Origin of the sequence: Flavobacterium hankyongi, from assembly GCF_036840915.1 — a bacterium.
Classification (GTDB): Bacteria; Bacteroidota; Bacteroidia; order Flavobacteriales; family Flavobacteriaceae; genus Flavobacterium; species Flavobacterium hankyongi.
In genome coordinates this window covers 75,055-88,746 of record NZ_CP085725.1, presented here as the reverse complement: position 1 = coordinate 88,746, position 13,692 = coordinate 75,055, and the positions used below count along the sequence as shown (strand labels likewise).

Below are 13,692 nucleotides of genomic sequence, written 5' to 3'. Positions count from 1 at the left end.
GATAAATTCTGAGTCTTTCTTTTTTAAATAATTTTCTTTACATTGAAGTCCTAAATCATAAAAAATATGACTTCCGCCATAATTATTACACTATGTTCGTTACTATTAATTGCCTACCTATTTGATGTTACATCTTCAAAAACCAAAATACCATCTGTTATTATATTACTCCTTTTAGGCTGGTTAACAAAACAAAGCACCATAGTATTAGAAATTAATTTCCCTGATTTATCTAATGTTTTACCAATACTTGGAACAATAGGATTAATTTTAATTGTGTTAGAAGGTTCATTAGAACTGGAATTTAATTCATCTAAACTAAATATCGTAAAAAAATCTGTAGTTGTAGCCTTACTGCCAATACTAGTTCTTAGTTTTGGAATAGCTTATTTAATGGGTTACTACTATAACATCCCTTTAAAAACTGCTCTCACCAATATTTTTCCTATTAGCGTAATAAGTAGCGCTATCGCTATACCAAGTGCTAAAAATATACCTTCTAGTGAAAAAGAATTTATAACATACGAGAGTAGTCTTTCTGATATTTTTGGAGTCATTCTTTTCAATTTTGTAGCATTAAATACTGATTTTGGAACAAAATCTTTCGGATACTTTGTTTTTGAGTTCCTTTTGATGATTATTATTTCTTTTGCATCAACACTTCTTCTAACTTATTTATTGGGTAAAATAAAAAATCATGTCAAATTTATTCCAATAATTCTAATCATAATTCTGATTTACGCTGTATCCAAATTATATCATTTACCTGCTTTAATTTTTATACTTTTCTTTGGTTTGATAATTGGCAATGTAGATGAATTAAAACATATTCCTTATATCAAAAAGTTTCATACTGAAATTTTAAATAAAGAAGTCAAGGAACTTAGTAAATTAACCAACGAAATTACTTTCTTGATAAGATCTTTATTTTTCATTCTTTTTGGTTTTCTCATTGATACTTCAGAATTATTAAATTCTGAAACTTTCATTTGGTCGCTTGGTATAACTATAAGCATTTTTGCCGTGCGCTTTATCTTTTTAAAGATCTTTTCCTTACCAACTAAATCTTTACTATTTTTTGCCCCAAGAGGATTAATTACAATTTTATTATACTTATCAATACCTATTAACGAAAAAATTGAACTAGTTAATAAATCCTTAATAATACAAGTAATTGTTCTTACTGCAATCATTATGATGATTGGATTAATGATTAATCCCACAACTAAATTGAAAGAAAAAATATAAAACGTATATTTGTACTACTTCAATAAAAAAAATGCCCAATAGAATATCAGCATACCTACAACTAAGATTAAGAAAATTTTCAAGACGCTTTGAAACGTTATTTTTTATAGTCAAAGAATTATTATCTGAAAGAAATTTCATTTATTTTTCTTGTTTGGTAGTTGCCATTTCTTGTGCTTTGGCAGTAATTGTATTAAAAATCTTTGCTCATAATGTATTTCTTTGGGCAAATTATATAAACAAGTACTTAAAGTTACCTTATTCCAATAGTATTTTACCTATCATTGGAATAGTATTGACTGTTTTTGTAGTGAAACGTTTTCTTGATGGAAGCATAGAAAAAGGAAGTTCAAACATCCTTTACGCTGTTGCCAGAAAAGGAGGAATTGTACCTCGAAAACAAATGTATGCACAAATTCTTACTAGTTCATTAACAGTTGGTTTAGGAGGATCGGCAGGACTTGAAAGTCCCATTGTAATTACGGGTGCCGCGTTTGGTTCTAATTTTGCTCAAAAATATAAACTCTCTCAAAAAGATAGAATTTTACTACTTGCCTGTGGTGTTTCTGCTGGTATTGGAGCAGCATTTAATGCTCCAATCGCTGGGGTTTTATTTGCAATAGAAGTTGTATTGACTGATGTGACTATTTCCGCCTTTATTCCAATCATGATTTCGGCGGCAACAGGATCTTTAGTATCTCAAATGATATTAAGTGATGACATTTTATTAAACTTTAAAGGAGAACAAAATTTCGACTTTCACAATACACCATACTATATTTTATTAGGTCTTTTAGCAGGATTTGTTTCAGTGCACCATGCGCGAACATTTAGAAAAGTAGAGCATTACTTTAATCACTTTAGTAAAAAACCGTACCGCAAAGCCATTTTTGGTGCTACAATGTTAGCAGGATTAATCTTTTTATTTCCTACATTATTTGGCGAAGGATATGAGAGTATCAAAACATTATCTTCTTCAAACCCTGAAAGTTTATTAGAAAATACTTTACTTGAAAAATATATGTCCAACGAATGGATATTACTTATTTTCATAGGTGTTATTGCATTGGTAAAATCTGTTGCTACTGGAATTACTTTAGGAAGTGGCGGTAACGGAGGTAATTTTGCTCCATCTTTATTTGTAGGCTCTTATTTAGGTTTTTTCGTATCTAAATCAATAGAATTATTAGGCATATCATCAAGTCTTCCTGTTGTAAACTTCACAATTGTAGGGATGGCTGGCATACTTAGCGGATTATTTCATGCTCCATTAACTGCTATATTTTTAATTGGAGAAATTACTGGTGGTTATAATTTAATGATTCCTTTAATGATTGTTTCTTCAGTAAGTTTTGCAGTGTCTAAAAGATTTGAAAAACATTCAATGGATGTTAAGGCATTAGCAGATAAAGGAGACGTTTTTACGAGCAATAAAGATTTAAACATTCTGCAAAGCATTAACTCTTTAAATTTAATTGATACTGATATACAAACAATTACTCTTCAAAGCAACTTAGAAAATTTAGTTGAATTACTTTCATCAAAAAAACAAACTATTTATCCAGTAATTGATGAAAATGCTGCGTTAATAGGACTTATTGATTTTGAAAAAATCAGACCAATAATTTTTAATTCGTTCCAAGTAAAATATACTCCGATAAAAGATGTTGTAGAATTGCCAGATGTAAGCATTGATTTTGATGAAAGCATAGAAAGCATTATGCAAAAATTTGAAACTTCACAAAAATCAATTTTACCCGTTATAAAATTCGGCAAATTTTATGGTTTTCTATCAAAAATAGCTATTCTAGAAGCCTACAGAAAAAAACTAAAAGAAATTGTAATCGAATAATCCGCATAGGTTTTATAAATTATTCTTAATAAAATTCTTGGTTGTCGTATTTTATTTAATTTTGACAAAAAATACTATTCATTGAATACACTATATATTAAACTTACTTGTATTGCTCTACTCTTTAGTTTGTCGCCAATTTGGTCACAAACACAACCTGCTCCTAAAGACAGTAAACAAGTTATCATAGAAAACTCAGATTTTTTTGATATTTCAGAAAGTGAAGTCCCAGGAGCAATTGTTCTTACTGGAAATGTGCGCATCATTCACGAAGGAGTTCGTATGACTTGTAACAAAGCCTATCATTTTACTAAAGCAAATTTTGTTAAAGCTTTTGGAAATGTTAATATGGTTCAAGGTGATACGCTTACAATGACCAGTAAATATGCAGAATATAACGGAAATACAAAGTTTGCATACGCCACAGGAAATGTAGTGATGCGTGATCCAAAAATGACTTTGGTGACTGACACTATTAATTTTGATCGTAATTCTCAACTGGCTTATTATAATTCTCAAGGAACTATAACTGATCCAGAAAATACTTTGACTAGTAAATCAGGTAAATATTACTTATCACAAAAAAAGTTTCAGTTCCAAACGGCTGTAACAGTTACTAATCCTAGACAGACAATTAAAACTAATCATTTAGATTATTACACAAACTCAGGACATGCCTATGTTTTTGGGCCATCCACCATTACTTCAAGCAGCAATACCATTCATACAACAAAAGGATTTTATGATACTAAAAAGGATGAAGGAAAACTCCAGAAAGGATCCAAAATAGTTTATAAAGACCGACTCATAGAAGGTGATGATATTTATTATGACCGAAAACAAGATTTTGCTAAAGCGAAAAACAATGTAAAAATTACAGATACTATAAACAACTTTGTAGTTAAAGGCCATTATGCAGAGGTTTACAAGAAAAAAGATTCCATGTTTATTACTAAAAAAGCATTGGTAACTACTCTTTTCGAAAAAGACTCTGTTTATTTTCATGCTAAAAAATTAGTAGTAACAGGAAAACCTACAGAAAGAATCATTAAAGGATACAACAACGCTCGTTTTTACAAAAAAGATATGAGCGGTAAATGTGATTCTATTCATTATGATCAGAAAAAAGGTCTGACACAAATGATTGGAAAACCTATTTTTTGGAACGGTAAAAACCAAATGACAGGAGATTTAATGCATTTAATTTCTGATGCAAAATCAGAACGAATAGATTCCTTGAAAGTACTAAACAATGCATTTATTGTTTCAAAAGATACAGTTGGAACAGGATATAATCAAGTGAAAGGACAAAATCTGTACGGGAAATTTAAAGACAACAAACTTCATGAAGTTGACGTGGTTAAAAATACAGAGGTTATCTATTACATGCGAAATGACAAGCAGGAACTAATAGGAATTAATAAAAATGTAAGTAGCAAAATCAATATGATTTTGGAAGGAAATACAATTGAAACCATAACATTTTTCACTAATGTTGATGGAAACATTTATCCTGAAAATGAACTTCCTGAAAATGCACGACTATTAAAAGGATTTATTTGGAGAGGTGATGAACAAATTCTTTCATTAGCTGATATTTTTCCCAAAGAAGAACTAGAAATAGACGCTAAAGTTCAAGAAGAAGCCAAGAAAAAATTACTTGAACCAGATCTTCCAATGGAAGCGACTAAGGAAACATTGGAGTACGACAAACCTAAAAAAGTCGAAAGTACAAAAGCCAAAGTACAAAGGCCAAAGTCGTCGAAAGTCAAAAAATAATATCCTAATCAATTTTATTTGTTTTCAAATAATCAAATCGATACTTAAACAAATGTTAAAAGATTTCTATAAATATCAAGCACAAACTTCACCATACCCTTTAGGAATGGAAGTTTCACATGCAAAAGGTTCCTATATTTACGATACTAACGGAAAAGCTTATTTGGATTTTGTTGCAGGTGTTTCAGCATGTACATTAGGACACCAACATCCAAGAGTTCGTGAAGCCATTGTAAATCAGCTGGATAAATATACTCATGTGATGGTGTATGGCGAATATGCTCAAGATCCGTCTGTACAATTATGTAAATTATTAGCCGAAAATACTCCTGCTCCATTAGAGAAAGTATATTTAGTAAATTCTGGTACCGAAGCTACCGAAGGCGCTTTAAAACTAGCACGTCGTGTAACTGGAAGAAGTCAGTTAATTTCATGTTTTAACGCTTACCATGGGAATACAATGGGTTCTATGAGTGTTATGGGTTTTGAGGAACGCAAACAAATTTTCCGTCCGTTAATTCCTGATGTCGATTTTATCACTTTCAACAACGAAGAAGACTTACAAAAAATAACCACAAAAACAGCTGGTATAATATTAGAAACAATTCAAGGTGGTGCTGGTTTTATTCAGCCTCATGATAATTTTTTACAAAAAGTTAAAAAACGTTGTGAAGAAGTTGGAGCCTTAATGATACTTGATGAAATTCAACCAGGTTTTGGTCGGACAGGGAAGTTATTTGGTTTTCAAAATTACGATGTTGTCCCTGATATTGTAGTCATGGGTAAAGGTATGGGCGGCGGAATGCCTGTTGGTGCTTTTATGGCAAAATCTGAATATATGGATTTACTTAGCCATGACCCAAAATTAGGACATATCACAACATTTGGAGGACATCCGGTAATTGCTGCCGCTTGTTTGGCAACATTACAAGAGTTGTTAGAGACAGATTTAATGCCTCAATGTATTGAAAAAGAAAAGCTATTTAGAGAGCTATTGATTCACCCATTAATAAAAGAAATACGTGGTGAAGGCTTAATGCTAGCCGCCATGACAGAAAGTCCTGAAATCACTAACAAAGTAATCTTTAAATGTCAGGAGAAAGGGCTTATTTTATTTTGGTTACTCTTTGAAGGATGCGCCATCAGAATAACTCCTCCTCTAACCCTATCAAATGAAGAAATAAAAGAAGGTTGTGGCATTATTATTGAAGCTATGAATGAAGTGATGGCCGAATTATAGTTATAGCCCAGATTGAGCCTTTGTTGAAGCTCTTTAATTGTTGAGTCAATTTATTGAACTTGACAATTAAAAGCGACTGGCGAAAGCTGGAAAAAGCTACTAAAAATAAGAGCTGATCACACTAAAATTGTTAATTAAATTGTTCACAACAATTGATTTTCGATGCCAACAACAAATTAAAAGGTTTCCTAACTTTATTAAGGATAATTCTAAAAACAATGAGTATGCATTTGAGTCACGAAGAAGAAGATCGAAATTTATCCTTATCACGTTTTGAATCAATGCTTAAAACAAACAAGGTTTTGTTTTTTGATTCAGAAGAATTCGAGGATATCATACTACATTACATGGATATTGGAAAACCGAGTCTTGCCAAGAAGGCACTTAAGTTAGCGCTCGAGCAACATCCAAAATCAACAGGATTAAAACTAGTTCAAGTAGAAATGCTGATTTTTGAAGACAAACTTGAAACAGCAGAAAAACTTTTAAATGAACTTTACGCAATTGAACCTACTAACGAAGAAATCTACATTCAGAAGGCTAATATTTATTCTAAAAGAGATAATCACGAAAAAGCGGTAGAGTTGCTTAAAGTAGCTTTAAAGTATACTGATGATTATGCTGATGTTCACAACCTAATTGGTATGGAATACCTTTTTATGGATGAACTGGAATTGGCAAAAGAAAATTTTATAAAATGTCTTGAAGAAGAGCCAGAAGAGCAATCGAGCCTTTATAATGTTATTTATTGCTTTGAATTTTTAGAACAATACGAAGAAGCTATTGAGTTTTTAACTGAATACATCGACAAAAATCCTTACAGTGAAATTGCTTGGCATCAGTTAGGTAGATTAAACTATACCATTAAAAAATACGAAGAAGCTTATATTGCATTTGATTATGCAACTGTAATTGACGACCAGTTTATGGGAGCATTTATGGAAAAAGCAAAATCACTAGAACGTTTAAAAAGATATGAAGAAGCTATTTACAATTACAACGAAACGATTCGTTTAGAAGACCCTACTTCATATGCTTTACTACGTATTGGTAAGTGCTACGAAAAATTAGGTAATGATTCAGAAGCTTTAAAATTCTACAATAAAACAGTTCATGAAGACCCTTTGTTAGACAAAGGTTGGATTGCTATTACCGACCATCATTTTAAACATAACGACTTCCAAAAAGCATTATACTTTGTAAACAAGGCCATTGCTATTGATGGAGAAAATCGTTTTTACTGGAAACGCTTTGCAGCCATTAATAAGGCTTTAAATTTATTTGAAGAAGCCGAATACGGCTATAGAAAAGCTGTAGAATTTGGTGCTACAGAATTAGAAACTTGGTTATATTGGGTAAATGTTTTACAATATTTAGGTGAATTTGACGCAGCAATTCAAACACTTTTACAAGCTTGCGATCATTTTCCTGACGAATATGAAATTGAGTATCGACTAGCTGGTTTACACTTAATGCTAAACGAAACCGAAAAAGGTTTATATCATCTTAATAACGGTTTACGTCAAAGTTTTAAAAACAGATTTTTACTCGAAGAAATTTTTCCTGGTGTTTGGGATACAAATCTTGTTCAAGAAACCGTAGCGAAGTATAGTAAGTAATGAAGAAAATATTTTTTTTAGTCTTTATTCTATTTCCGGCAATAGTAGTTTGCCAAATCAGAAACAAAGCTAGTAAAACAAAAGAATCTAACGTCAAAAAAGATGTTAATCAAATTGTTCGTGTGGAACCTGTTTTTGATGAAAATCATATCTATGATTATCCCAAAAATGCTAATCTATTAGATTCGTTTCCTGAATATTTAGATGGTGCTGTTAAATTTGATGAGGATTTTAACAAAGCATTTAATCCAGCAGTTAGTGAAGATTTAAAGGGAAAAATTCTAATTGAATTTATTATTGAGAAAGATGGTTCATTAACACATTTTAAAGTTTTAAGAAACTTAGGACAACAAATGGGAACTGAAGCAATTAAAACCATTCAATCTCTAAAAAAATGGAAACCTGGAACAAGACACAAAAAGCCAGTAAGGACAAAATATATGGTTCCTATTCAAATTGATATTAAAGCCAACATCTCTAATGAAGAAACTAGGATTACTAGGTAAAAATATTAGTTATTCCTTTTCAAGAAATTACTTTGCAGAAAAATTTAAAAAAGATGGAATTACTAATGATTTCTGTTACGATAATTTTGACATTCAATCCATAAATGAATTTCCTGAAGTACTAAAAAATAATCCTGATTTAATTGGAATGAATGTCACCATTCCTTACAAACAAGATGTTGTTCCGTTTCTAGATGACCTATCAGACAACGCTAAAGAGATTGGAGCAGTAAATACTATAAAAGTATCTCCAGAAGGAAAATTAATTGGTCACAATACGGATTATTTTGGCTTTACAGAATCTTTAAAACCTTTGCTTAAGTCTAATCATAAAAAAGCATTAATTCTTGGAACAGGTGGCGCTGCAAAAGCCATTGCTTACGGCTTAAATCAACTTGGAATTCATTTTCAGTATGTTTCAAGAAAAGAAGCATTTGGCATGATTACTTACAATGATTTAAATTCAGATACTTTTGATGAATATCACATCATTGTCAATTGTTCTCCTTTAGGCACTTTTCCTAATATTGAAAACTGTCCAGATATACCTTATCAATATTTTACTTCGAAGCACATTGCTTATGATTTAATTTATAATCCAGAAAAAACAACCTTTTTAGGTAAAGCAGAAATACAAGGAGCAACGATAAAAAATGGTTACGAAATGCTGGTTTTACAAGCCGAAAAAGCTTGGGAAATTTGGAATTCATAGCCCAGATGGAAGCGGCATCCTTTTGGTAACTGAGGTGTCATGCTGAGCTTGTCGAAGTACTCTCGAAGTTACCAAAAGATATAGTGAACAGCTGGATTAAGCTCCTAAAAAAAGATGATTATAACTCATTTTAACCGATTTATACATCTTTATAGCAGTTTTTACTTTCTAATTTATACGCTTTTTAGTAACTTCGGCGTTAATTATTAAACAGTAATATCCTGCAATATGCAAGAAGAACAACACGACAACCTGCTTCACGCAGACGGAAACACAGAAGCTACTACGCAAAATATTGCAAATCAAGCTATTGAGACCATAGAAAATTTAAATGCTGAAGCTGGCGAACACACATCAACAGACAATAGCCATGAAATTCCTATGCTTGATTATGAAGCAATGGACATGGATAAATTGGTTGTTGAGCTTGAACATGTGGTTGCAAAGGACAATATTCTTGCTATAAAAGACCATGTTGAGGAAATAAAAACAGCATTTTTATCTAAATACAATCATTTTATTGAGGAGAAGAAGGAAGAATTTCTTCATGAAAATCCTAATTCTACTGAAGAATTTGAATATCATTTGCCTCTAAAATCAAAATTCGATTCTTTATATAACAATTTCAAAACGAAGAAGAATAATCATTTTAAAAGTTTAGAATCAAAACTTAAAGATAATCTTCAGAAACGTTTAGAACTTATTGAAGAATTAAAAACATTGATTAATCCTAGTGAAAATATTGGTGATAATCTAAAAAGATTCAACGATTTACGTGAGCGCTGGAAAAATGCTGGAGCTATCCCAAAAGACAAATACAACCACGTTTGGAATAATTATCATTTCCATGTAGAAAATTTTTACGATTATCTACACCTTGATCGTGAAGCCCGTGACTTAGACTTTAAACACAATTTAGATTTAAAGCTAAAAATAATTAGCCGAGCAGAAGATTTACTTCAAGAACAAGATGTTTTTAAAGCGTTTAGAGAACTTCAATCTTTACATAAAATCTGGAAAGAAGAAATTGGACCTGTTTCTAGAGAAAAACGTGAAGAAGTTTGGCAAAAATTTAGTGAGGTTACTAGACAAATGCATGAAAAACGTGAGGGTTTATTTGCTCAACAACACGAAATAGAGTTGCAAAATCTGGCTAAGAAAAAAGAGATTATTGCTGCAATTGAAACTATTGCAACAGAACATATAGAAATTCACTCTGGATGGCAAGGCCAAATCAATAAAATTGAAGCGTTACGTCAAGAATTCTTTTCGACAGGGAAAGTACCTGCTGATGTGAATGAGCAAACTTGGACTGATTTTAAAACTGCTGTTCGTAACTTTAATGCACATAAGAACTCTTTTTATAAAGACATTAAAAAAGAACAACAAAACAATCTTGATAAGAAAAATGCTTTAGTAGCTCGCGCCAAAGAATTGCAAGAAAGTGATGACTTTGCAAGCACAACACCAATCATGAAGAAAATCCAAGAAGAATGGAAACAGATTGGTCATGTGCCACGTAAATTTTCTGATGCAGTTTGGGCCGATTTTAAAGCGGCATGCAATCATTATTTTGATAGACTTCATGCTGTGAAAAACGAAAATGAGGCTGTAGAAGTAGAAGCTTTTGAAAAGAAAAAAGAATACTTAGAAACTGTTCGCCTTTTTGAGTTTACCGGAAATCACAAAACTGACTTAGACGAAATAAAAAAACATATTGAAACTTGGAAAAGCTTCGGAAAAGTACCTTTTGCAAGACGTCATATTGAAGGTAAATTCAATAAAATACTTGATGCTTTATTTGAAAAATTGAGCTTAAGTAAAAAAGATGCTGAAATGATGCGTTTTAACAATCGTATTGAGCAATTAACTGACTCAAATGATCCTAGAGCCTTGGATAATGAAAAAATATTTATTCAACGTAAAATTGAGGAAGTACAAAAAGAAATTTTCCAATTAGAAAATAATATTCAGTTTTTTGCTAACACCAAAAAAGACAATCCGATGGTTGTAGAAATTAACAAAAATATTGATCGTCATAAAGACGAACTTGCAACTTGGAAAGACAAGCTTAAGCAACTTAGAAGTTTATAATCATAAAAAAGCCTAGCAATGCTAGGCTTTTTATTATATTATTATTTTTTATTCTTTTACAATTATTATAGAAGCTTTGAAACCTGTGGCTAAATTCCATTGATTGGATGAAATAATATTTTCATTATCATCATAAACTCTAAATTCAGCGGTATTAGGTCCTGAAGAGCCTTGATTTAGTGCTTCAAACTCAACTTTATTAATTCCTTTTGTCAGTCCTAAATTCAACTTCCCAAAAGAGCCTTCTAAATAAACATAATCTACAACCACTACCCCATTTACCCAAATTCTAATTAAATCACCATCTACAAATTCGTGATCACGATATACAATTTTTGCAGAACCAGATTTTGTTTTAAAATCTCCCAAGAATTGATTTCCTCTATACACTTTAGCATCATCTTCTGGTTGAAATGGTTTATTCAATTTTTTTTCAAAATCTAAACCAGGTTTAATATCACTTTTAGGTTGATTACCCATTCCTATTGTTGTTTCTAATTGTGGCGCTTCATAAACTTTCTTAGGCGATTTAAACATTTTAGGCTCAAACGGTTTAGAAATTGAATATTGAGGTGCTTCCGTTTGATCTTCGGGCTTTTTATCTGGTAACGGAGTATCGGTTCTTGGTATAGCAATAGACTTTATAGGCTTTCCTTCTTGGGCAAAACCTATAATTGGCAACAAAAACAGTATTACTATTATTTTTTTCACAATCTAAATTTATCAAAAATTATTCCAAATTACTTTTCAAAATCATATTCTCTTTCAACCAAGGCAATTCTAACTTTATAAGACTCATACCATTTTTGCTTTCCCATACGTTGCGCCTGTAAATGATCTAAATTACTTTTCCAGTTTTTAATAGATTCTAAATCTTTCCAATACGAAACGGTAATACCTATTTCATTACGAGCCGATTCGACTCCTAAAAATCCTTCTTGCTCTTTAGCCATTTCAACCATAAGATTAGCCATTTGTGCATAACCTTGTTCAACTTCTGTTCTTACCGAAGTAAAAATTACTGCGTAATATGGTGGCTTCATATTTTTAGTGTTTCGAATGCTTTATAAACTGCTAAATGTAAAATATCTCCATGATTAGCATCACCAAAATATTTAAAATGACTTTCTATGTTTTTCTTATTATTTGATAGAATATCGTAAAGTTTCTTAGCATCACCTTCCATTACTTTTCCTTCTTTCCCAACTCCAACAAAGACTTTTGTTTTTTGATTAAAATTTTGCTTTAAGAATTCAGGAGTTAGTTTAAATAAGGATTCATTGTCCCACCAAATACTTGGGCTTATAATTATATAATTGGAAAAAAGAGTTGGTTTTTTATACAATATTTCGGTAGCTAAAAGACCTCCTAATGATTGCCCTATAAGTGTTTTACTACTTGTTGTATTATACTTGCTTTCAACAAAAGGCTGTAGTTCTTTTTCAAGAAAAAAAATAAACTTTTCAGACTCTCCTGTAGTAGGATAATCTTTTTTGTCTTTTTCTATAGTTGTAGGAAAAGTAAAATCGCGTTTTCTATCTACGTTAGCAATCCAAACTAAAATAGATTTAGAAACCATATTTAACCATTCATAATTACCATACTGCAAAATTCCCGCTATGTGTATAAAATCTTCACTTTGAGACCCATCCAATAAATAAATTACTGGATATGCTTTAGTAGCATCATACTCGGCAGGGAAATATATATTTATGGTTCGTTCTTCATTTAATACTTTTGAAGGAATCGTTTCTATTTTACCCAACACAAAATCCTTTTGAGCCGAAACAAAAACACTAAATAATAAAGTCAGTAGAAGTATTATTTTTTTCATCATCTCTAATTATAGCTTTTTAGCTTCTTCCCAAAACACATCCATCTCGGCCAAAGTCATTTCAGAAAGATTTTTACCTAAGTCTTTTGCTTTGCCTTCTAAATAAGTAAAACGTTTTATAAACTTTTTGTTCGTTCTTTCTAAAGCATCTTCTGGATTTACATTAAGAAATCGAGCGTAATTAATCATAGAGAATAAAACATCTCCAAACTCGGCTTCGATTTTATCTTGATTATTAGTTTTTACTTCGTGTTGAAGTTCTTGTAGTTCTTCTTGGACCTTTTCCCAAACCTGATGTGGTTCTTCCCAATCAAAACCTACTCCTTTTACTTTATCCTGAATTCGGCTTGCTTTCACCAAAGCGGGCAAACTTTTAGGCACTCCTTCAAGAACCGATTGTTTTCCTTCTTTTAACTTTAGCTTCTCCCAATTCTGTTTAACTTCCTCTTCATTTTCTACTATCACATCACCATAAATATGCGGATGACGATGAATTAGCTTTTCACAAATATCATTAGCCACATCAGCCATATCAAAACTGTTTGATTCGCTTCCAATTTTGGCATAAAAAACAATATGAAGCAATAAATCACCAAGTTCATTTTTCACTTCTTGAAGATTGTTGTCTAAAATTGCATCTCCTAACTCATAGGTTTCCTCAATAGTGAGATGACGAAGTGTTTGAAGTGTTTGCTTTTTATCCCAAGGACATTTTTCACGTAAATTGTCCATGATATCTAGCAATCTATTAAAGGCATCAAGCTGTTGTTGACGTGTATTCATTAGCTTTGTTATTTATATATTCATT

General features: G+C 31.4%; 12 protein-coding genes. 8 read left to right on the top strand and 4 right to left on the bottom strand.

Annotated elements, in window-relative coordinates; all coding sequences use genetic code 11:
- The first annotated feature begins 66 nt into the window (after nt 1-66).
- The 8 genes from LJY17_RS00400 to LJY17_RS00365 all read left to right on the top strand — a co-directional run bounded on the left by LJY17_RS00400 (nt 67) and on the right by LJY17_RS00365 (nt 11,050).
- Entirely contained in the window at nt 67-1,248 is a 1,182-nt protein-coding gene (locus LJY17_RS00400) for a cation:proton antiporter (RefSeq protein ID WP_264541902.1), read from the top strand.
- Nucleotides 1,249-1,279: 31 nt separating this feature from the next.
- Entirely contained in the window at nt 1,280-3,100 is a 1,821-nt protein-coding gene (locus tag LJY17_RS00395) for a chloride channel protein (RefSeq protein WP_264541901.1), read from the top strand.
- A gap of 81 nt (nt 3,101-3,181) precedes the next feature.
- Nucleotides 3,182-4,879: an OstA-like protein gene (locus LJY17_RS00390; RefSeq protein ID WP_264544834.1), complete on the top strand. Its 1,698-nt coding sequence runs from the start codon at nt 3,182-3,184 to the stop codon at nt 4,877-4,879.
- A gap of 52 nt (nt 4,880-4,931) precedes the next feature.
- Nucleotides 4,932-6,119, top strand: coding sequence for an aspartate aminotransferase family protein (locus tag LJY17_RS00385; protein WP_264544833.1), 1,188 nt, complete (start codon nt 4,932-4,934; stop codon nt 6,117-6,119).
- Nucleotides 6,120-6,343: 224 nt separating this feature from the next.
- On the top strand, nt 6,344-7,738 hold the full coding sequence (locus LJY17_RS00380) for a tetratricopeptide repeat protein (protein ID WP_264544832.1): 1,395 nt from the start codon (nt 6,344-6,346) through the stop codon (nt 7,736-7,738).
- Nucleotides 7,738-8,244, top strand: coding sequence for an energy transducer TonB (locus LJY17_RS00375; RefSeq protein ID WP_264544831.1), 507 nt, complete (start codon nt 7,738-7,740; stop codon nt 8,242-8,244). Before LJY17_RS00380 ends, LJY17_RS00375 begins: the two co-directional genes overlap by 1 nt.
- Nucleotides 8,219-8,956, top strand: coding sequence for a shikimate dehydrogenase family protein (locus LJY17_RS00370; RefSeq protein ID WP_264544830.1), 738 nt, complete (start codon nt 8,219-8,221; stop codon nt 8,954-8,956). The genes LJY17_RS00375 and LJY17_RS00370 overlap by 26 nt, the downstream gene beginning before the upstream one ends.
- A 228-nt stretch (nt 8,957-9,184) precedes the next feature.
- Nucleotides 9,185-11,050, top strand: coding sequence for a DUF349 domain-containing protein (locus LJY17_RS00365; RefSeq protein WP_264544829.1), 1,866 nt, complete (start codon nt 9,185-9,187; stop codon nt 11,048-11,050).
- A gap of 48 nt (nt 11,051-11,098) precedes the next feature.
- On the opposite strand, the gene LJY17_RS00360 is transcribed toward LJY17_RS00365, so the two are convergent.
- The 4 genes from LJY17_RS00360 to mazG are packed head-to-tail and all read right to left on the bottom strand — an operon-like array spanning nt 11,099 to nt 13,667.
- Nucleotides 11,099-11,761: a hypothetical protein gene (locus LJY17_RS00360; RefSeq protein ID WP_264544828.1), complete on the bottom strand. Its 663-nt coding sequence runs from the start codon at nt 11,759-11,761 to the stop codon at nt 11,099-11,101.
- Between the two features lie 29 nt (nt 11,762-11,790).
- Nucleotides 11,791-12,093 (bottom strand): antibiotic biosynthesis monooxygenase family protein, encoded by a 303-nt coding sequence (locus LJY17_RS00355; protein WP_264544827.1) that lies wholly within the window; start codon nt 12,091-12,093, stop codon nt 11,791-11,793.
- Nucleotides 12,090-12,887: an alpha/beta hydrolase gene (locus LJY17_RS00350; RefSeq protein WP_319800135.1), complete on the bottom strand. Its 798-nt coding sequence runs from the start codon at nt 12,885-12,887 to the stop codon at nt 12,090-12,092. The genes LJY17_RS00355 and LJY17_RS00350 overlap by 4 nt, the downstream gene beginning before the upstream one ends.
- A 6-nt stretch (nt 12,888-12,893) precedes the next feature.
- The gene (mazG, locus tag LJY17_RS00345; RefSeq protein ID WP_264544826.1) at nt 12,894-13,667 is read right to left on the bottom strand and encodes a nucleoside triphosphate pyrophosphohydrolase; all 774 of its coding nucleotides are present in this window, start codon (nt 13,665-13,667) and stop codon (nt 12,894-12,896) included.
- Nucleotides 13,668-13,692: the final 25 nt, after the last annotated feature.